We start from the raw sequence: 20,074 nt of genomic DNA, 5'->3' as shown, positions 1-20,074 counted from the left end.
CACGGCATATTCCCCGGGTTGCGGCGTAAACGCCTTACCCGGGCTACGGGTTACCGACAATCTGCGGTCCGGTAGCCCGGCTACGCGCAGCGCGAGCCGGGGGATTATCGGCTATTCTGCCGAAGCTCGCGCACCAGCGCCTCGGTCTGCTGCTGGTCGCGTAAACGAACAAAGCGAATGTGTTGATACTGCGGGTCCTGCATATCCGCCAGGTAACGCTGGCGATTGTTGCGCCAGGTTTTCAGCGTCCAGAGAATAATAGAGTCCCGGCTAAAGAAAGAGCGGCGGAAGGTTTCGCAATTGCCGGTGCCGGGCCACAGCTCCTGTCGTCGGCTTGCGCGTGAAGCCGCGCGACGGACCGCCTGGCGGATCGTGCGCCAGAAGCTGTAGTCCACCCATACCACCAGATCCACATCGCGCCATTTTACCGGGCGGCTGCGGTTATAGTTGCCGTCCAGCACCCAGCCGGGCGCGGCAAGCGCGGCGGTGAGTTTGGCGTAGAACTCATCGTCCGGCGTCCCTTGCCACTCGGGCAGCCAGTAGAGCACATCCATTTCAATATAAGGCAGTGACAGTTCCTGAGCCAGCCGACGCGCGAGGGTGGATTTGCCGACGCCGCTGGTCCCTACTACATTGATTTTCATCGTGGTCTCTCGGGCAAAACGCGGGCGGAGAATAATAGCGCAATAACGTTAAAACGATGAGCAAAATTTCCCCATCATGCGCGAACGCCGAAAAGCTTCCGATCTCATTGATATTTAAGCAAGTGCTGTCCGCACATCTTTTGCGTGCGTCCATTTTCCGATACGTGTAGGATTCTCCGCCATGCTCGCTTATCTCATTCCTCAGAATGATGAGAGAGCCAGCAGCACGAACCACTTCATGGACATTGACAGGAAAATAGCGACATCAATGAATACAAAACACTCTAGCGTGGCGGAGCAGCACGCTGCCAAACGCCACTGGCTGAACTCGCAGGAGTCGGGCTACCACAAGGCGATGGGCAACCGTCAGGTGCAGATGATTGCCATCGGCGGCGCGATTGGTACCGGCCTGTTCCTCGGCGCGGGCGCGCGCCTGCAGATGGCCGGACCGGCCCTGGCGCTGGTTTATCTGGTCTGCGGCCTCTTCTCGTTCTTTATCTTACGCGCGCTGGGCGAGCTGGTGCTTCATCGCCCCTCCAGCGGCAGCTTCGTCTCCTACGCCCGCGAGTTCCTCGGCGAAAAAGCGGCTTACGTTGCGGGCTGGATGTACTTTATCAACTGGGCGATGACCGGGATCGTCGATATCACCGCCGTCGCGCTGTATATGCACTACTGGGGCGCGTTTGGCGACGTTCCACAGTGGGTCTTCGCTCTCGGCGCGCTGGCGATTGTCGGCACCATGAACATGATCGGCGTGAAATGGTTCGCCGAGATGGAGTTCTGGTTCGCGCTGGTGAAAGTTCTGGCTATCGTCGCGTTTCTGGTGGTCGGGACTATTTTTCTTGGCAGCGGAAAGCCGCTGGATGGCAATGCCACCGGTTTCCACCTGATTACCGATAACGGCGGCCTGTTCCCGCACGGCCTGCTGCCGGCGCTGGTGCTGGTACAGGGGGTGGTGTTCGCCTTCGCCTCTATCGAACTGGTGGGTACCGCCGCTGGCGAGTGTAAAGATCCGCAGACCATGGTGCCGCGCGCCATTAACAGCGTTATCTGGCGTATTGGTCTGTTCTACGTTGGCTCCGTGCTGCTGCTGGTGCTGCTGCTGCCGTGGAATGCCTATCAGGCCGGGCAGAGCCCGTTCGTCACCTTCTTCTCGAAGCTGGGCGTGCCGTATATCGGCAGCGTGATGAATATCGTGGTGTTAACCGCCGCGCTCTCCAGCCTCAACTCCGGCCTCTACTGCACCGGGCGTATTCTGCGCTCCATGTCGATGGGCGGTTCGGCGCCGAAGTTTATGTCGAAAATGAGCCGCCACCACGTGCCCTACGCCGGGATTCTGGCGACGCTGGCGGTGTATGTCGTTGGGGTATTCCTCAACTACCTGGTGCCTTCGCAGGTATTTGAAATTGTCCTTAACGTCGCGTCGCTGGGGATTATCGCCTCGTGGGGCTTTATTGTGGTGTGCCAGATGCGCCTGCGTAAGGCGATCAAGGAAGGCAAAGCGGCGGACGTTAGCTTCAAGATGCCGGGGGCGCCTTTTACCTCCTGGCTGACCCTGCTGTTCCTGCTTAGCGTGCTGGTATTAATGGCTTTCGATTATCCGAATGGGACTTATACCATCGGTTCGCTTCCGCTGATTGCCGTTTTGCTGGTCGCCGGCTGGTTTGGCGTGCGCAAGCGCGTGCATGACATTCATAGCACCGCGCCGAATATTGAAAAACAGCAATAAATCACTTTGCGGTTTGCCTCACCGGGCAAACCGCAACCGCACAACTTAATTATCTTCCACCAGCTGGGCCACATCGCTGCTGTTAATCTGGCGCTTATTGCCCGACTCATCAGTATAGCTGGTCATTCCGGTATCTTTATCCAGCTTCGGCTTGCCCTGCGTTACGATAGTCTGCCCGCTTTTTGTCGTCATGACATAGTTTGAGCTACAGCCCGCCAGAAGAGCCAGCATCGCGCCGGCGCAAACAACCATTAATGATTTTTTCATCTTTTCTCCAGGATTAATGCCACCGTCCCGCTTGCGCAGGAAAGCCGTAAGTTTATAGCCATTACATTTATCAGGCTAATAAGTGTTTGTAACAGAGGGTGATATCTGGATGGGTGCGGTTTTCGGTCAGACAGCAAACAGTGCATTTTGTAGGCCGGGTGAGGCGTAAGCCGCCACCCGGCTGCAGTGCGAGCGCTCTGATGGCGGGAGAGGTTGCCCCCTCCCGTCAGGATCACAGCGCGATGCGGATAACGTCATCTGGCTGGGTCGCCTCTTTCTGACGCGTCGACTCCTGCTTCACGCTGACGTACAGCGTTTTACCATCGGCGGAGAGCGTCAGGCTGTTCGGATGAGTCGGCGTTTTGAAGGTCTTGACCACTTTGTAGGTCTTACCATCGATCACACTCACTTCGCCGGCTTTACGGTGCGTCACGTAGGCTTCATTGCGGGTCGGGTTAAACAGCACGGCCAGGGACTCCGGCGCGGCGATTTTCTCCAGCACTTTGCCATCGCGAATATCGATCACCAGCACTTCCGGCTGTTTACCGTCGGTGATAAAGGCGCGATGTCCGGCGGTATCCAGGCTCAGGTTGAGATAGAAGTGCTCTTTGCCATCATCCTGCAGCTTTTTACGCGACAGGATTTTGTTGCTGGTGCTGTCGATAGTCACCAGTTCCCCGTCGGCATTGGTGGTATAGATACGGTTCGCTTCCGCGTCCAGCGCCAGACCGGTCGCCATTGCGCCAGTATTGGCGATGGTGTCTTTCAGCGTTAGCTTGTCGCCATCCACCACCCAAATCACGCTCTCTTTACCCAGCCCGGTGATGTAGACGGTGTTGGTTTTCTCGTTGACCGCCAGCTCGCGCGGGGCCAGCGGACGTACGGTTTCGCTGCGCTGGCGGGCGTCAAGCACCAGACGCCCTTTCACTTTCCCGGTTTTAGCATCAATGGCGGTGACGGTGCTGTCGGTGGTGTTGCCAAACCACAGGGTCTGAGTGGCGTTATCAATCGTCGCGCCGAAGGGTTTCAGATCGTTATGAATAATCTGCGTGACTTCGAGAGTCGTCGGATCGAGACGGTAAACGATACCGCCTTTATCCAGCGAACGGCTTTGCGAGGTGGCCACCCACAGCGCATTCTCCTGCTGGCTATAGGCCATTTCGTATGCGCCCTTGCCGACGGCTTTGCGCAGCATTTCTTCCGCCGCGTGGGCGCTAAAGCTCCCCGCCAGCAGTAACGAAGTTAACAACAGTGAACGGCGCAGACGCGGCGCGGACAGATGACGTAATGACATGACGACTCCCTTTGATAAAACAAATATATGCCTGCTCGACAGTGCTTCCGGGGCGCAAAATCATCGCTTTGCGCTCTTCTTAGGAATGCGAATAGTAATCATTATTTATCGCAATGTGGAGCGTTAATTACCCGTAGCGTTCTCGACATCACGCAATTCTTGCTATTTGTTAACTCAAATTCCGTTAAGTCTTTTCAAAAAATTTACAAAAGAGCTAACATATATACATATGTTCCGTTTGGTTCGTTTTGTGAGTAACTTTGATGAAAATCCTTTCCGTGCGCGCCGCCGCGCTCCCCGCTCTGCTTTTGCCGCTGGTCTCCGCAGGGCCAACCGCTCTCGCCGCTGAACAGACTATGGTGGTTACCGCCGCGCCGTCGGCGGTTTCTGAACTCGATACCCCCGCCGCCGTTAGCGTGGTTAACGGCGATGAGATGCGCCAGGCCGCGCCGCGGGTAAACCTCTCCGAGTCGCTGGGCGCGGTACCGGGACTGCAGGTGCAAAACCGCCAGAACTACGCGCAGGATCTGCAGCTTTCGATTCGCGGCTTCGGGTCCCGCTCCACCTACGGCGTGCGCGGGCTGCGTATTTACGTCGACGGTATTCCGGCCACCATGCCCGATGGCCAGGGGCAAACCTCGAATATTGATATTGGCAGCCTCGATTCGCTCGAGGTGCTGCGCGGGCCTTTTTCCGCCCTGTACGGTAACTCCTCCGGCGGGGTGATCAACGCCACCAGCCAGACCGGAAGCCAGCCGCCCACTATCGAAGCCAGCAGCTACTACGGCAGCTTTGGCACCTGGCATTACGGTATGAAAGCGACCGGCGCGGTGGGCGACGGCAGCCACGCGGGCGACGTCGACTACGTGGTTTCCACCAACCGCTTCACCACCCACGGCTCCCGTGACCATAGCGGCGCGCGTAAGAATCTCGCCAACGCGAAGCTCGGCGTGCGCATCAACGACGTCAGTAAGCTGACCCTGCTGTTTAACAGCGTGGATATTAAAGCTAATGACGCGGGCGGCCTGAGCTACGACGAATGGCAAAATAATCCGCGCCAGTCGCCAAGAGGCGATGAGTACAATACCCGCAAAACCATCAAACAGACCCAGGCCGGTTTACGCTACGAGCGACAGCTGAGCGAGCAGGACGATCTGAGCGTGATGATGTACGCCGGTGAACGTGAAACCACGCAATATCAGTCGATTCCTCGCGCGCCGCAGCTCAAACCCACCCATGCTGGCGGCGTTATCGACCTGACGCGTCACTACCAGGGGATTGATACCCGCTGGACCCACCGCGGCGAGCTGCTGGTGCCGGTCACCTTTACCACCGGTCTTGATTACGAAACCATGAGCGAGCGCCGCAAAGGTTACGAAAACTTTGTTATGAGCAACGGCGCGCCGCAGTACGGTGAAAAGGGAGACCTGCGCCGCAACGAGCGTAACCTGATGTGGAACGTCGATCCCTATCTGCAAACCCAGTGGCAGCTCACCGAGAAACTCTCTCTGGACGCGGGCGTGCGCTACAGCTCGGTTTGGTTCGATTCCAACGATTATTACATTACGCCGGGCAACGGCGATGACAGCGGCGAGGCCAGCTATCATAAATGGCTGCCGGCAGGATCGCTGAAATATGCGGTAACCGACGCGTGGAACGTCTACGTCTCCGCCGGCCGCGGTTTCGAAACGCCGACCATCAATGAGCTTTCCTATCGCTCCGGCGACCAGGGCGGGCTGAACTTTGGCCTGCAGCCGTCCACCAACGAAACCGTTGAAATTGGCAGCAAGGCGCGTATCGGCAACGGCCTGTTGACCGCCGCGCTGTTCCAGACCGACACCGACAATGAGATTGTCGTCGACGCCAGCAGCGGCGGGCGTACCAGCTACAAAAACGCCGGGAAAACCCGTCGCCAGGGGATGGAGCTGGGGCTGGATCAGCAGTTCGGCGAGAGCTGGCGTTTAAAAGCGGCCTGGACCTGGCTGGATGCGACCTATCGTACCAACGTCTGTGATGATGCCAGCTGTAAAGGCAATCGCATTCCGGGGATCGCCCGCAACATGGGCTATGCCTCCTTTGGCTACCAGCCCGAAAAAGGCTGGTACGCGGGCAGCGATATTCGCTATATGAGCGATATTATGGCTAACGATGAGAATACCGCCAAAGCCCCATCCTGGACGGTGGTCGGCCTGACGACCGGCTATAAATGGAGCTACGGCAAAATGGATATGGATCTGTTTGGCCGCGTCGATAACCTGTTTGACCGCAGCTACGCGGGCTCGGTTATCGTTAACGAATCCAACGGCCGCTACTACGAACCGGCGCCGGGCCGTAATTACGGTATCGGTCTAAATCTGGCATGGCGGTTTGAGTAACGCTTAATTGCGGGACCTCAACGGGATCGCTTGCAGGATCCTGTTGAGGGTTAGCCGTGGATGCTCGATGGCGTTAAATCACGTTTCTTAACGACAATTCGAAAATGATCTTTTCCGCCTGGCAGGAGAAGGCAATCGAAGCCTCAAGCTTTGCCTCATCGCCGGCGGCCACGATGGTATAGTCGACCTGCGGCGGCTCGCTGGCGGGCGCGGCGGCCAGGGCACGTTCGCGGACGGCCGCGATGGTGGACTCGGCCTCTTCGCGGCTGGCGAAGTTTTTCTCTACCCGCCAGACGCAGTCCTCATTATCAATAATCGAGCCCACGTCAATGGCGCAGCCTTTGGTACTGCATTTATCTACAACATCTTTCATTGCGGTTACCTCTTGAAGTTTTCTTTAGAATAAGAATCCGTTGGCGGAAAGCAAACCATGAATATTTGTATGGTTGAGTCGTTTGATCATTATAGGCCTCCGCGAGAAGCGACTTTTTGCGCCACCGCATGGCTACCCCCTGATTGCGCAAGGATCAGGCAGATAGATTGGCAAGGCGTCGCGCGATATCGGCGCTCAATCGTGCACGTCATCACACTATCCTGCGCTAAGCCTCGTCTATACCGCTTTACGGCGTTACCCTTGTCACAAAATAACGCCAACAAGGAGCTGCTATGGCACTGCCAGTGATTATCGATTGCGATCCGGGTCATGATGACGCGATTGCCCTCGTTCTTGCCCTCGCCTCACCCGAACTCAATGTTAAAGCCGTCACCTCTTCCGCGGGAAATCAGACCCCGGACAAAACCCTGCGCAACGTCCTGCGGATGCTCACCCTGCTTAAGCGCCCGGATATTCCGGTAGCCGGCGGCGCGCTCAAGCCGTTGATGCGGGAGCTGATTATCGCCGATAACGTGCATGGCGAGAGCGGTCTTGACGGTCCGGCGCTGCCGGAACCGGGCTTTGCCGCCCAGACGTGCACCGCCGTCGAGCTGATGGCCAAAACCCTGCGCGACAGCGCCGAGCCGGTCACCATCGTCGCAACCGGCCCGCAAACCAACGTCGCCCTGCTGCTCAACAGCCACCCTGAACTGCATGCCAAAATTGCCCGCATCGTGATAATGGGCGGTGCGATGGTGCTGGGTAACTGGCAGCCGGCGGTCGAGTTTAATATCTACGTCGACCCGGAAGCGGCGGAGATCGTTTTCCAGTCCGGCATTCCGGTGGTGATGGCCGGGTTAGACGTCACCCATAAAGCGCAAATTCACGTTGAGGATATTGAGCGCTTCCGCCGCATTGGCAACCCGATATCCACCATCGTCGCCGAACTGCTCGACTTCTTCCTTGAGTACCATAAGGATGAGAAATGGGGCTTTGTCGGCGCGCCGCTGCACGACCCGTGCACCATTGCCTGGCTGCTGAAGCCGGAGATGTTTACCACCGTTGAACGCTGGGTCGGCGTGGAAACGCAGGGGAAATATACACAGGGAATGACCGTGGTCGATTTCTACAATCTGACCGGCAGGAAGCCGAACGCAACGGTGATGCTCGATGTCGATCGCCAGGCGTTTGTTGACCTGCTGGCGGAGCGGCTGGCGTTTTACGCATAAATCATCATAAAACCGGCAGGCGCGATGCCTGCCGGGAAAAAGCTACTCGTCAGGAGAGACGCGAACCACCACTTTACCGAAGTTCTCGCCCTTCAGCAGACCGATGAGCGCCTGCGGCGCGTTCTCCAGGCCGTCAACCACCTGCTCGCGGTATTTGATTTTCCCTGCCTGCACCCAGCGCCCCATCTCCTGCTGGAACTCGGCAATCCGGTGCCCGTAATCCTGGCCGATAATAAAGCCCTGCATACGGATGCGTTTTTTGAGGATTGTCGCCATCAGCAGCGGTAAACGATCCGGGCCGTCGGGCAGCGCGGTGGCATTGTAGCCGCTGACCAGGCCGCAAACCGGCACGCGGGCCGAGGTGTTCAGCAGCGGCAGTACTTCATCAAACACTTTCCCACCGACGTTCTCATAGTAGATATCGATCCCCTGCGGGCAGGCTTCAAGCAGTTTGACGGCGAAATCGGGCGCGCGGTGATCGATGCAGGCGTCGAAGCCGAGGGTTTCTACCGCATAGCGGCACTTCTCGCTGCCGCCCGCGATGCCCACCGTACGGCAGCCTTTCAGCTTCGCAATCTGTCCGACCGTTGCGCCAACCGGCCCGGTGGCGGCGGCGACCACCAGCGTTTCGCCCGCTTTCGGCTGACCAATATCCAGCAGCCCCATATAGGCCGTAAAGCCCGGCATGCCGAGGATCCCCAACGCCCAGGAAGGGTGTTCCGGGCTCTCGCCTAACTTCACCAGCCCGCTGCCGTCGGAGAGTTCATAATCCTGCCAGCCGCCGTAGCCCAGCACCCAGTCGCCGGGCTGATAATCATCATGGTTTGATGTCACGACGCGGCTCACGGTGCCGCCCACCATCACCGCGCCAACGGCGACCGGCGGCGAATAGGAAGGCGCGTCGCTCATCCGCCCGCGCATATAGGGATCTAAAGACAGAAAGACGGTGCGCAGCAGTAGCTGTCCCGGCCCGGGTGAAGCGACCTCACCCTCTTCCAGGCGGAAGTTTTCCCCGGTCGGCTCGCCGTGCGGACGGGATGCCAGCAGCCAGCGGCGGTGGCGTTGCGGATTGAAAGCCATAACAAACTCCTCTTTTGACAAGTCTGTATTGAGGCTAGCTGCTTTCCCGGCAACGCGCATTGACATTATGAGGCAGATTGATTGAGCCGGACCACCAGATAGATGCAGGGCTGCGTGGTTTCATTAATAAAGCGGCAGTCGTTCGGCGGCCCGAGCTCCAGGCAATCCCCCGCCTGCATTTCGTGGCGCGCGTTGCCTTCGAGAAAGACCAGTTCGCCCTGCTGTAGCCAGATGAGCTGCCGGGCCAGCGCATAGGATGACGCGGGCATAGGAACGTCGCTGCCAGCCGGAAGTTCCACCTGCACCAGATCGATAGGCAGGTCGCTACGCGGGGAAACGTGACGCCGAAGATAGTGGCTCTGCGGATCGTGCCACACCGGCTGATGAGCAAAACGCAGCAGCTTGCCTTCCTGCATCTCCGCCCTGGCGATCAGCGTCGACATGCTAATGCCGAAGGCGCCGGAAAGTCGTCCAAGCATCGACGCCGTCGGGCTGCTTTCGCCGCGCTCGATCTTGTGGATCATCGCCCGCGACGCCCCAGCCCGCTCGGCGAGTTCGCTGAGCGACCAGCCGCGGGATTCCCGCTCGATTCGGATGCGTGCGCTGATGCGCTGGTTGAGGTTGTCTTCTATAGTATTCATAACGTGACACTATAGTGTAGCCCTACTGTTTCTACAACCAGACGCCGATAGCGGCGATTATCGTGAAAAGGCCCGGCGTAATACACCGCCGGGCAAGGCAGAAAAGGATGCAATCCGTTAACTAAAGCACCCTCAAGACCATAAATGAAAAGAAAATGCCCGTCAGATAAAGACGCGCAGTCCCACTGCGCCGAGATTGTCGTCAATATTCCACGCTTCATTATCGTTGCCCCAGGCTTTTTCGTAGCCGTATTCAAGATAAGTCACCGCGTTTTTCCCCAGCCAGTAATCGGTACCCAATACCGTCGACTGGAAGTGCTGTCCCTCCATCGCATCGCCGCCCTGCGACCAGTTAAAATCAACGTAGACGCTCCAGGCCGGGGTGATTTTAAATTGCGAGTCATATTCCAGACCGAGAACCGTTTCCTGGTCATCCCCCTGCTGGTTATTATGTTCGTAATGGCCGCTGGTCGCCGCTGTAACATCATTCACTTTATTGAGGTAATAAGTCACTTCCGCGCCGTTATACCAGGCATGATCGCCAACGCTTGTCGTATATTTCGCGTTCATGCCCATGCTATAAGTATTGCCGTCATAGGCATCGCCGTTATTATCGGTGTAATTAAAACAGTGGCCATTCGGGCCAAAATTCTGGCAGCCGCTGACTGACCCGCTATTTACCGTGTAATTGTTATACGCCACCGCGCTGGAGACGGAGAAGCCGTTATCCCAACGGTACTGCGCGGCAACCGCGGCGCCGCCGTGAACGGTGGCTGAACCATCGCGGTAAGCATCATGCAGGTTCGGCCCATCGCCGTAGGCCGCAAAGCCGATGCTGTCGACGTTGTCATTGCCTTGCCCCATGACGCCAATCGTCATATTTTTATCATTGTAATAATAGATTGCCGCGGAATTAATAATATCCGTCGACATTCCGGCGGTATCATGTTTCGCTTTACCGCCCCAGGCATAAGTCGTATCAATACCCAGCCCCCAGTCCGTGGGAGCATACTGTTTGCCGAAGGTGACCACGCCATAGCGGTCATTGCCAATACCGGCATAAGCCTGCCGGGTATAAACATCATTGCCCTGGTCGTCGGTGGCGGAATCTAAACCATGAACGCCGGTCTCATAATAACCGACGGCATAATTACTCAGGCCGTTCAGGTCAAAATTATGCCGCACGGCAACCCCCAGCCGCGAGTCATTATTCTGTATATTATGTTCCTGAGTATGATTAGAGTCCGTTTTGGCCATTAAACGTACGGATCCTAAAATACCGATTGCCGTATCGTCATTGCTCCACAGCGTCTCCCCTTTAGTCTGCGTCGCGGTATAAGCCGGTGCTGCCTGTAGCGCGGTGGTTTCAGCCGCCATAGCGGAATTGCCCAATATAGCCCCCATGGCCATTGCCAATATTGACGGCATTAATTTCTTCATATTTTGTGTACGCGCCATTGCTTCACCCTTGTTAGCAAAATCATTCCCTGCGTATAAATACGCATAATAGTGTAAACAGAATATCGTTATATAAAATCCAACAGAGCCACATTGAATAACTTCTCGACATGCACTCTGCTTAACCGAAATATATCTTCAGGGGTTAGACTAGTTCTATTGGGTGAAAATAAAAAGCGGACTGCCATCACAATGATTTACATCATCACCAATATAATCAAGGAGTTATGATAAAAGTAATTTCTTTTCTGCATGTCAGGAAAATCCAAATCCGGTAAATAAAAATGTAAAATATGACGGCAGATTAACAGTAATATATTTAATAAATCCTCCAATCATGAAATATAAATACGAATGATGTTTCTGCGCAGGCAAGCCAGGGTCGCGCAGTCATCGCACACAACGGACCCGGCCGGCCAGAGGAAAAATTTATGGCTAAAACAGATGACAGCCTTGTGTACATTATTGTAATAATATCGTACTACTATAGTGTACAAGCCTGAGGGTTACCATGAGCATCCGCCATGCCAGCAAAGACGATTGCGCGGCAATCGCTGAAATCTACAACCACGCGGTCGTCCATACCGCCGCCATCTGGAACGACAAAACCGTCGATACCGACAACCGTATTGCCTGGTTCGAAGCCCGGCAGATAGCCGGTTATCCCGTGCTGGTGAGCGAAGAAAACGGGGTGATTACCGGTTACTCCTCCTTCGGCGACTGGCGCGCCTTTGACGGCTTTCGCCACACCGTCGAACATTCCGTCTATGTCCACCCCGATCATCAGGGGAAAGGACTGGGCCGCAGCCTGCTCGTCGCCCTTATCGCCGAGGCGAAACGGCTGAATAAACACGTCATGGTCGCCGGCATTGAAGCGCAAAACGAGGCTTCATTGCATCTGCATGAAACGCTGGGCTTTATCACCACCGGGCAGATGCCGCAGGTCGGCACGAAATTTGGCCGCTGGCTGGATCTGACCTTTATGCAGCTGCAGCTTGACGATCGCCGCGATCCGGACGGCAGCGCATGAATCAAACGCTGACCCTGGCCTGTTTAATCGCCGCTGGCGTCGGGCTGGTGCTGCAAAACACGCTGATGGTGCGCATTACCCAGTCCGCATCGACCATCCTGATCGCCATGCTGCTTAACTCGCTGGTCGGCATCGTGATTTTTGTGACAATACTGCTGCTTAAGCACGGCGCGGCGGGGTTTCAGGAGCTGGCGGTCAGCGTAAAGTGGTGGGCGCTTATTCCCGGTCTGCTGGGCTCGTTCTTTGTCTTTGCCAGCATCAGCGGCTATCAGAACGTCGGGGCGGCAACCACGATTGCGGTATTGATTGCCAGCCAGCTGGTTGGGGGCTTAGTGATAGATCTGATTCGCGCGCACCACGTCCCGCTACGCGCGCTGTTTGGCCCGCTCTGCGGGGCGGTGATGCTGGTTATCGGCGCCTGGCTGGTGGCCAGGCGCCAGTTCTAGCGGCGTAACTAGTGAATCTCGCCGCCGCGGGTCAGCTGCTCCCGGCGAGCTTCCTGCTCCTCGTGCTGCTGGCGGCCGTGGTGGGCGATGGCGTTACGCAAACGCTGCTGCTGAACGTAGCGCTCTTCCCGCCCCAGCCCCGCATCATCGCTCAGCGCGATCAGCAGTTCATTCATATGGCTAATAACGCTTTCGGCAATCGCGGCGTCCACGCGCGCGACGACCTCATCCAGATGCGACATGCTTCTCTCCTTCCGGCTTAATTGAGTTTAACTTTGGAAAAATCGCTGCCCATCAGGCTCACGCTGTAGCCGCTCACGTTGCTGCGCGTCGCGTAGAAGGTGTTACCGGTCGCCAGGGTGATCCAGGGGGCCTGCTGCTGAAAAATCTCCTGCGCCTGAGCGTAGAGTCCGGCGCGCGCCTGCGGGTCGCTGACCAGGATAGCCTTTTTCACCAGCGCATCGTAGGATTTATCGCACCAGCGGGCAACGTTAGAGCCGGTTTTAATGTTATCGCAGCTTAACAGGGTGCCGGCGAAGTTATCCGGATCGCCATTATCAGACATCCAGCCAAACAGCGCGCTGTCGTGCTCGCCTTTGCGCATGCCGGCGAGGTATTCACCCCATTCATAAGTAACGATTTTGGCTTTGATCCCAACCTTGCTCCAGTCATTTTGAATCATCTCGGCAATACGCCGGGAATTGGGGTTATACGGCCGCTGCACCGGCATCGACCACAGGGTGACCTCGGCCCCTTTTTCCAGCCCGGCCTGCTTAAGGAGATCTTTCGCTTTTTGCGGATCGTAGTCGTAATCAGGCAGATCTTTCTTATAGCCCAGCATATTGGCGGGGATCGGCGATTTCGCGACGCTGCCGGAGTCCAGGAAGACCGCTTTCACGATTGCCTGCTTGTCGGTAGCGTAGTTCAGCGCCTGGCGCACCAGTACGTTATCAAACGGCTTTTTCTCGGTATTAAAGGCCAGATAGCCAACGTTGAGCGCCTCAACCGCATGCAGCGCCAGATCTTTATTGCCCTTAATCACCGGGAACTGTACCGGCGACGGCGCGGGGATAATCTGGCATTCATTGGTTTGCAGCTTCGCCAGCCGCGTCTCAACGTTCGGTGTGATCGAGAAAATCAGGTGTTTGGTCGGCACGTCACCGTCCCAGTAGTGCGGGTTAGCGACATAGCGGATCAGCGAATCCGCTTTATATTGCTGCAGCGCGTAGGGTCCGGTACCAATAGGCCAGGTATCGACATACTCCGGGGTGCCTTTTTTCAGCATCGCATCGGCATATTCGGCAGACAGAATCGACGCAAAATCCATTCCCCAGTCGGCGAGGAACGCCGCGTTCGGCTCGTTCAGCACAAACTGCACGTGATAATCATCGATTTTTTTGACGTCTTTGATCAGCTTATCCAGCCCAACGTCGTGGAAGTATTCGTAATGTCCCTGGGAAACATTATGGTACGGATGGTTGGCATCTTTCTGCCGCAGCACCGAGAACAGCACATCATCGGCGTTGAAATCACGGGTCGGCTTGAAGTATTTGTTGCTGTTGAACTGCACGCCCTTACGCAGGGTGAAAGTCCAGGTTTTACCGTCCGGGGAGACACGCCATTCGGTGGCCAGCGAGGGAATCGGCGTATTTTTGACCGGGTCAAAGTTTATCAGGCGGTTATAAAGCACCTGGGCACTGGCGACGAAAGATGGGCCCGAGCTGGCAATCTGCGGGTTGAAAGATTCCGGCGAAGCTTCGGAACAATAGACCAGCGTATCGTTGCCCGCCGCCCAGGCGCCTGCCGCCGGCAGTAGCGCGCTCAACGCCAGCGCAAGAAACGTTTTCCCTGTAGACATGGTTATAAGCCTTATGAATTTGTTATAAGTCCTTTAATAACAGCACAGGAGAATTCAACCGGCAAATAATCAATTGCTATCAGGTTATGCTAAAAACCGCGTTTTCGACGATAAATTCAACATCCTCTCAATTGGCGTCATCGAACTTCTTCATAAATGTGAACCCTGCGCAAAGTTACGAAAAAAGCGGGCGATAACCGCCCGACCGCCACCGCGCGGCGGCGCAACCCGATACACTCGGCAAATCGTAACGCCAGGAGAAGCCAATAATGACAATAACCTGCAATCTGTACACCAACGGCCAGTGGCATGATGCTGAAGGTCAAGCCACCTTTACCCGCGATAATCCGCTCACGCACGAACGCGCCTCCGTTGCCAGCGCCGCCAGCCTGGCGGACGCCCGCCGCTGCGCCGCTGCCGCCGGCGCGGCGTTCCCGCAGTGGCGCGATACGGTACCCGCCGAGCGCCGACGTCTCCTGCTGGAGGCCGCGGAAGAGATGCTGCGCCGTGAGGCGAAATTTATCGCCGCGATGGCGGCGGAAACGGGAGCCACCGCACACTGGGCCGGTTTTAACGTTCATCTGGCCGCTGATATCCTGCGCGAAGCCGCCGCCCTGACCACACAAATTGAGGGCCAGGTGATCCCTTCCAACGTGCCGGGAAACCTGGCGTTGGGCATCCGCCAGGGCGCAGGCGTGGTGCTTGGCATGGCGCCGTGGAACGCGCCATTAATCCTCGCGACCCGCGCTATCGCCACGCCGCTGGCCTGCGGAAATACGGTTATCCTCAAAGGCGCGGAGCTTTCACCGGCGACCCAGGGGCTGATTATCGATGCCCTGGCGGCGGCAGGCTTTCCCGCGGGCGTGGTCAATTATCTGACCTGCGCCCCCGCCGACGCGCCTGCGCTGGTGGAGTTACTGATTGCCCACCCCGCCGTACGCCGCATCAATTTCACCGGCTCCACGCCGGTGGGACGGATAATCGCCCGCACCTGCGGCGAACATCTGAAACCCGCGGTGCTGGAACTCGGCGGCAAAGCGCCGCTGCTGGTGCTGGATGACGCCGATCTCGAACAGGCCGCCGCAGGCGCAATTTTTGGCGCATTCGCCAACGCCGGACAAATCTGCATGTCCACCGAGCGCATCATCGTTGACGCGACCGTCGCGGAAGCGTTTGTGGCGCAGCTGGCCAGACGCGCCGCCGCCCTGCCCGCCAGCCTGCTCGGCCCGGTGGTGGACATGAAGACCGTCACCCGCTGCAATGCCTTGATAGAGGACGCGCTGGCGAAGGGGGCGCGCCTGCTGGCCGGCGGCCTATCCGATTCGACGCAAATGCGCGCCACCCTGCTTGATGGCGTCACCCGGGAAATGCGCATCTGGCATGAGGAGTCGTTCGGTCCGGTGAAATCGATTATTCGCGTTAAGGACGAAGCCGAAGCGCTGGCCGTCGCCAATGAAAGCGAATATGGCCTCTCGTCGGCGATATACAGCCGGGACAGCGCCAGGGCGTGGAACCTGGCGCAAAATCTGCAAACCGGCATTTGCCACATCAACGGCCCCACCGTACACGACGAAGCGCAAATGCCGTTTGGCGGCTGCAAATCGTCAGGCTACGGCCGCTTTGGCGGACGCGCGGGAATTGACGAGTTTACCGAGCTACGCTGGATAACGCTGCAAACGGTCCCGCGCGAGCTCCCGTTTTAAGCCTCAGGGCTGCCAGCGGTTATTGAATTCCCACAGGCGATTGAAGGCAACATCATCAAGCTGCCGTTCTGCGGAAGTGTTGCCGCGGAACGGCCGGGCGGTGGTGGCCGCAGCGCCCCAGGGGGAAAGCCGATCGTAGCTTTGATCGATAGTACTGTTGGCAATAAGCACCTGCCCGTTAGCGGTTTTACCCGCTAAATAACCGGTCTTCCCCGCCCCCTGATCCCAGGCGCGGCCCAGCTTCGCCTTGAAGTTGCCCTGATAGCCGCCGTCACCGGTAAAGCGGCTATTCTTCACCAGAAAGCCGTATGGATTATCCGGCAACGTATTCGGCGCAAGCACGTATGCCTCGGGCGAGCGGCGCGTTGAGACGGTGTGAAAATGGACGTTATCAAAAACGGCGTTCGCCCGGCCAAAGACGTAGTCCACATCCCCTTCGACGTAGCTGTCTTTCACGTATACCCGGCTGATACGGTCGGTTACCGCCTCATTGCGCCGATTGCTGGTATTTACGTAGAGCGTGTCCTGACGTCCGAGCAGGCGGACGTTCTCCAGCTGCACGCGATCGCCGTCCGTCCGCAGCGCCACGCCCTGATGCGTCCCACCGTCGACGGTATCCAGCAGGCTATTGGCTACGCTGAGATTCAGCAGCTGAAAATCTGCACTTTGCGACCAGACCACCGCCGCGCAGTTGGTGCCTATCGTCTTGCTGGTTCGCCCGGCGCACAGCGCATACTGATACCATGCCGGATCGCCTTCGCGGTATTGCTGTTGGCTATTTACCCGCTGGCGATAGCGCGCTACCGAGAGCTGCGAGTCTATTGCCAGCTCAATTCTCACCTCTTCAGGACTATCTCCGGCGCCGTAGAGGGTTATCGGCGGCGCGCCTTCAGGGATATAGACCGTCTCCCGATAGATGCCCGGTTCGATGCGGATATAGATGCGCGCCTCCTGCGCCCCATGCTGGTCTATTGCCGCGTTAACCGCCTGCTGAATGCGGGTGAACGGCGCTCCCGACGGCGCCACGCGCCACGCACTCTCGGTTTGCGGGAGGTGAACTGGCGATGGCGACCAGGGGCCATCGGGGGCACTTAACGCGCCGCCTTGCGCAAAATAGCGCTCAATGGTGAAGGTTGCCGCTTCTGCCGCAGTAAGCTGCGGACGGGAGGTCGTCCCGCGCGGAGTTTGCGTCGCGCACCCTTGCAGAAGCAGCGGTGTAAAGAGTAAAGCCGAGATACCCAGGATAGTGATTTTTCGCATTTCACGCTCGCCATGAATAAAAGAAACCATATATCAAAATAAATGAAATATAGTTTCTTTTTATATGCGGCGATCACGAATCAGGCTTCTGCCTCTATGGTGGAGTAAAAATCGGCCAGCGTACGGGCCAGCGCCGATGGGTTTTCCCACGCCATTGAGTGCCCGGCCTGGGGTATCACCAGCAGCGGGATCCCGGCGGCTTCGCTATCCGTCGCTTCCCGGGCCGGTAGCGAATCTTCACCGTATATCAGAGCCTTAGGACAGGATAAGTGGATAAAGCGGCTAAACCAGGAGGGATTAACGCCCTTCACCAGGCTGGTCGCGCCGCGCCACACCGCCCAGGGGGCGCTGTTTTGCAGACAGCCGGCCCAAGGCGAAGCGTCGGCGGAAAGCATGTCGGCGTAGCCGCGAGCAATAAAGCGTTCTTCAGTTTGTTCGGCGATACGTCTGCTGTACATGCCGCCCCCGGGATAGAGATTAGGCTCGGCCACCAGCAGCGCCCGCACCCGTCCGGCGAGCCGCTCGGCCGCTTCAATCGCGACGCTGCCCCCCATGCTGTGGCCATATAGATAGCAGCGCTCAAGCCCTAAGCGGTCCAGCAGCTCAACCACCACCCCGGCCTGATCGCCAATACGGTAGCCGAAGGACTCGGGTTTATCGCTGTAGCCGAAACCGGGTAAATCGACAAGAATCATTCGCCGCCCGGCCAGCGCCGGGTCGGCGGCAACGCGCGGATAGTCATAGGTCGAGGCGCAGCCCAGGCCGTGGATAAAAACAACAGGGTCGCCGCGACCGGGCAGGTCGAGCCAGCGCACTATAGCGCCAGCCTGTGAAGAGTAAAAACTAAGCATCGAAAAGGCTCCGTGAGTGATGACTGTTTTTTTATACAGTCATAACCAAGAGTGAGCCATCGATTTTTCCTTCAAAACAGGGAGACCAGCAGCGCCATGGGAAAACTGAACGGCCATGTCGCACCAATCAACAGCGCCGCCAGCAGGCGGATCCAGCGGCTCTCTTTCGTTAAGAACCAGCTGATTACCGCGCAGATGAAGCCCATAACTCCGTAAAAAATCAGCATTTTCTGGTATAACGTCATTTTTCTTCTTCCTTCCCTGACTGGCATTTTCGCCGACCGCGATGCCTTTTCGCACCCCCAGAGTGCGTCAGAGATTATGGTATTTTAAAACAGGTAACAGGGTTAATTTCAGAAAAACGCCCGATTCGTCTTTGTCCGATAGCGCAAACTTTGAGCTCGTACTATAAATGTAGAGGCTTATTTATAAAGGTGGCGTTATGGATGTTTCCAGCAAAACCGTCCTTCTGATAAATGTCGGCGCGGCACTTGCGCTTATCGGCCTGTTATCCGTTCGTTTTGGTTGGTTTTAGCGATTTTACTCAGCAATGAAACCTAAAAAAGCAGCCCGTGAAGGCTGCTTTTTTACGATTTGAAAGACCCCGGCTCCGCAGCAGACAGGGTCTTTTGCGCGGTAATCAGCTTCTGGACGTCGGGATTCCAGGCCGGCAAAAGATCGACTTTTTCACTATCCCATGCGGCCGCCATGCAGACCGGTTCCGCGACGCCCTGCTCTTCACAGCCCATAATCTGTTTGGCCGGAAAATTCCCGTAAAGCATCGCCGTGGCGCAGGCCACAAAAAGGAAACACGCTATTTTTTTCAAAACAATATCAACTTCGAAGCAACAAATTGCGCCGAATGTTCGCATGAGCGGCTATAGAAAGTCAAACCTGCGTCCTTTCTCTTATCCACGTCCTGGATATGCGTAATATTTAACATAAATATTACAATTACACAGAATCTAAAGATTATCGCGCGCGAATAAATTTCACCGGATTTATATTGCCGATCGCAGGCATAATAATTTCATCTGCCGCGTTCAATAACATGATTATTAATAGGGTTAATGCCGGACCTTAATATCATCCCGGCACGACCACCAGCGCTTAACGGTAGAGTTAAAAACAAAGGCGCTTTTCATACAGGTGGGGAATTGTTTACTGTTCTTTATACTCGCCTGGACGCGATGCCGGTATGCGATCATCATTATTAGCAGGTTCCAGGGCAGACAGGATTGCAGTAGAATGACCCCATAATTAGAAATTATTTATACATCAATAGATTACAACGGCAGCAGACAGCCAGACATCCCCGCCAGGTTTTAAATGATAAGAAATATCATTTGCGTTATTTAGCACAAAATCATACATTCATAATCACAAGTTATGCGAAGCTTGTTTTTTACTCATTTATTTTTGAGGTGGTACATGTCAGGAATCGCCGTTCTCATTGTGGCGCTTATTTTACTCATTGCTGCAATTTATAATCTTTTTTCCTATGTTCGCGAACGTCGCCAGGCGAGTTTACCGAGCAAAAAAACAAAACGTTAGTCTGATAATCATTTTCGAAAAACCAGATGACCTGATACGTAATAAATTGATGACGCTACGATATCAGGCGCACTCGCAGTAACAAACCCGCAGCGACCGAACAACAAAAAGCCCCTGCATATCATGCAGGGGCTTACGAATCATTATCAATCGTTGCAGTGTCCCGTTAAGGGTGCATCCTGCACCTTGGGGGGTACCAGCCCCATCCGGCGCTTATCTCCGGCACTCATTATGGCTTAGCTCTTGAAGGGGCATGAGAATATTCTCATAAACCAGCGCTTC

General features: G+C 56.3%; 21 protein-coding genes. 8 read left to right on the top strand and 13 right to left on the bottom strand.

The features are described from left to right. Positions 1-104: 104 nt before the first annotated feature. Positions 105-644 carry an AAA family ATPase gene (locus ABLU96_RS20120; RefSeq protein WP_047723849.1) on the bottom strand — a complete coding sequence of 180 codons (540 nt, stop codon included), beginning with the start codon at positions 642-644 and terminating at the stop codon, positions 105-107. 268 nt (positions 645-912) lie between these two features. On the opposite strand from ABLU96_RS20120, the gene ansP reads away from it, so the two are divergent. Further along, positions 913-2,373 (top strand): L-asparagine permease, encoded by a 1,461-nt coding sequence (gene ansP / locus ABLU96_RS20115; protein WP_025107878.1) that lies wholly within the window; start codon positions 913-915, stop codon positions 2,371-2,373. A 45-nt stretch (positions 2,374-2,418) separates the two neighbouring features. Here ansP and ABLU96_RS20110 read toward each other — a convergent pair whose 3' ends face one another. Together ABLU96_RS20110 and ABLU96_RS20105 are read right to left on the bottom strand one after the other, a co-directional pair. Beyond that, entirely contained in the window at positions 2,419-2,640 is a 222-nt protein-coding gene (locus ABLU96_RS20110) for a YgdI/YgdR family lipoprotein (protein WP_009652277.1), read from the bottom strand. 232 nt (positions 2,641-2,872) lie between these two features. Further along, on the bottom strand, positions 2,873-3,934 hold the full coding sequence (locus ABLU96_RS20105; RefSeq protein ID WP_048262996.1) for a YncE family protein: 1,062 nt from the start codon (positions 3,932-3,934) through the stop codon (positions 2,873-2,875). Positions 3,935-4,197: 263 nt separating this feature from the next. Here ABLU96_RS20105 and pqqU point away from each other — a divergent pair, with 263 nt between their 5' ends. After that, positions 4,198-6,309, top strand: coding sequence for a TonB-dependent receptor PqqU (pqqU, locus tag ABLU96_RS20100; protein ID WP_048262993.1), 2,112 nt, complete (start codon positions 4,198-4,200; stop codon positions 6,307-6,309). Between the two features lie 73 nt (positions 6,310-6,382). Here pqqU and ABLU96_RS20095 read toward each other — a convergent pair whose 3' ends face one another. Next, positions 6,383-6,682, bottom strand: coding sequence for a DUF406 domain-containing protein (locus ABLU96_RS20095; RefSeq protein WP_025107880.1), 300 nt, complete (start codon positions 6,680-6,682; stop codon positions 6,383-6,385). A 293-nt stretch (positions 6,683-6,975) separates the two neighbouring features. Between ABLU96_RS20095 and rihA the strand changes: the two genes are divergently transcribed. Then, positions 6,976-7,911: a pyrimidine-specific ribonucleoside hydrolase RihA gene (rihA, locus tag ABLU96_RS20090; protein WP_025107881.1), complete on the top strand. Its 936-nt coding sequence runs from the start codon at positions 6,976-6,978 to the stop codon at positions 7,909-7,911. Between the two features lie 42 nt (positions 7,912-7,953). On the opposite strand, the gene ABLU96_RS20085 is transcribed toward rihA, so the two are convergent. The 3 genes from ABLU96_RS20085 to ABLU96_RS20075 all read right to left on the bottom strand — a co-directional run bounded on the left by ABLU96_RS20085 (position 7,954) and on the right by ABLU96_RS20075 (position 11,090). Next, entirely contained in the window at positions 7,954-8,991 is a 1,038-nt protein-coding gene (locus ABLU96_RS20085; RefSeq protein WP_025107882.1) for an NADP-dependent oxidoreductase, read from the bottom strand. A 65-nt stretch (positions 8,992-9,056) separates the two neighbouring features. Then, on the bottom strand, positions 9,057-9,632 hold the full coding sequence (locus tag ABLU96_RS20080) for an XRE family transcriptional regulator (protein WP_025107883.1): 576 nt from the start codon (positions 9,630-9,632) through the stop codon (positions 9,057-9,059). Positions 9,633-9,794: 162 nt separating this feature from the next. After that, positions 9,795-11,090 (bottom strand): porin, encoded by a 1,296-nt coding sequence (locus ABLU96_RS20075; protein ID WP_025107884.1) that lies wholly within the window; start codon positions 11,088-11,090, stop codon positions 9,795-9,797. A gap of 511 nt (positions 11,091-11,601) precedes the next feature. Between ABLU96_RS20075 and ABLU96_RS20070 the strand changes: the two genes are divergently transcribed. Then, entirely contained in the window at positions 11,602-12,120 is a 519-nt protein-coding gene (locus tag ABLU96_RS20070) for a GNAT family N-acetyltransferase (protein ID WP_014838395.1), read from the top strand. After that, positions 12,117-12,566, top strand: coding sequence for a DMT family transporter (locus ABLU96_RS20065; protein WP_064404849.1), 450 nt, complete (start codon positions 12,117-12,119; stop codon positions 12,564-12,566). Before ABLU96_RS20070 ends, ABLU96_RS20065 begins: the two co-directional genes overlap by 4 nt. Positions 12,567-12,574: 8 nt before the next feature. Here the strand turns inward: ABLU96_RS20065 and ABLU96_RS20060 are convergent, their stop codons facing one another. Both ABLU96_RS20060 and ABLU96_RS20055 read right to left on the bottom strand, forming a co-directional pair. Continuing rightward, the gene (locus ABLU96_RS20060) at positions 12,575-12,808 is read right to left on the bottom strand and encodes a DUF2526 family protein (protein WP_014229241.1); all 234 of its coding nucleotides are present in this window, start codon (positions 12,806-12,808) and stop codon (positions 12,575-12,577) included. A gap of 17 nt (positions 12,809-12,825) precedes the next feature. Then, entirely contained in the window at positions 12,826-14,424 is a 1,599-nt protein-coding gene (locus ABLU96_RS20055; RefSeq protein WP_064404847.1) for an ABC transporter substrate-binding protein, read from the bottom strand. 269 nt (positions 14,425-14,693) lie between these two features. On the opposite strand from ABLU96_RS20055, the gene ABLU96_RS20050 reads away from it, so the two are divergent. After that, positions 14,694-16,127 carry an aldehyde dehydrogenase gene (locus ABLU96_RS20050; protein WP_064404845.1) on the top strand — a complete coding sequence of 478 codons (1,434 nt, stop codon included), beginning with the start codon at positions 14,694-14,696 and terminating at the stop codon, positions 16,125-16,127. 3 nt (positions 16,128-16,130) lie between these two features. On the opposite strand, the gene ABLU96_RS20045 is transcribed toward ABLU96_RS20050, so the two are convergent. The 3 genes from ABLU96_RS20045 to ABLU96_RS20035 form a co-directional block, all read right to left on the bottom strand. Next, positions 16,131-17,387 carry a putative acyl-CoA thioester hydrolase gene (locus ABLU96_RS20045; RefSeq protein ID WP_064405031.1) on the bottom strand — a complete coding sequence of 419 codons (1,257 nt, stop codon included), beginning with the start codon at positions 17,385-17,387 and terminating at the stop codon, positions 16,131-16,133. 80 nt (positions 17,388-17,467) lie between these two features. Further along, positions 17,468-18,238: an alpha/beta hydrolase gene (locus tag ABLU96_RS20040; RefSeq protein ID WP_025107890.1), complete on the bottom strand. Its 771-nt coding sequence runs from the start codon at positions 18,236-18,238 to the stop codon at positions 17,468-17,470. A 71-nt stretch (positions 18,239-18,309) separates the two neighbouring features. After that, a complete protein-coding gene (locus tag ABLU96_RS20035; protein WP_004850604.1) occupies positions 18,310-18,483 on the bottom strand; it encodes a GhoT/OrtT family toxin in 174 nt (57 codons plus the stop codon). Between the two features lie 197 nt (positions 18,484-18,680). On the opposite strand from ABLU96_RS20035, the gene yncL reads away from it, so the two are divergent. Beyond that, positions 18,681-18,773, top strand: a complete 93-nt coding sequence (yncL, locus tag ABLU96_RS20030) for a stress response membrane protein YncL (protein ID WP_004101822.1) — start codon at positions 18,681-18,683, stop codon at positions 18,771-18,773. Positions 18,774-18,825: 52 nt separating this feature from the next. Here the strand turns inward: yncL and ABLU96_RS20025 are convergent, their stop codons facing one another. Then, positions 18,826-19,110: a hypothetical protein gene (locus ABLU96_RS20025; protein WP_014229236.1), complete on the bottom strand. Its 285-nt coding sequence runs from the start codon at positions 19,108-19,110 to the stop codon at positions 18,826-18,828. A 559-nt stretch (positions 19,111-19,669) separates the two neighbouring features. Here ABLU96_RS20025 and ABLU96_RS20020 point away from each other — a divergent pair. Then, positions 19,670-19,792 (top strand): small membrane protein, encoded by a 123-nt coding sequence (locus ABLU96_RS20020; RefSeq protein ID WP_004138919.1) that lies wholly within the window; start codon positions 19,670-19,672, stop codon positions 19,790-19,792. Positions 19,793-20,074 lie beyond the last annotated feature (282 nt).

The sequence above is a fragment of the Klebsiella sp. CN_Kp106 genome (assembly GCF_040064575.1).
Lineage (GTDB): Bacteria > Pseudomonadota > Gammaproteobacteria > Enterobacterales > Enterobacteriaceae > Klebsiella > Klebsiella michiganensis.
The sequence above is the reverse complement of the archived record's forward strand: the minus strand, read 5'-3'. Positions and strand labels throughout refer to the sequence as shown.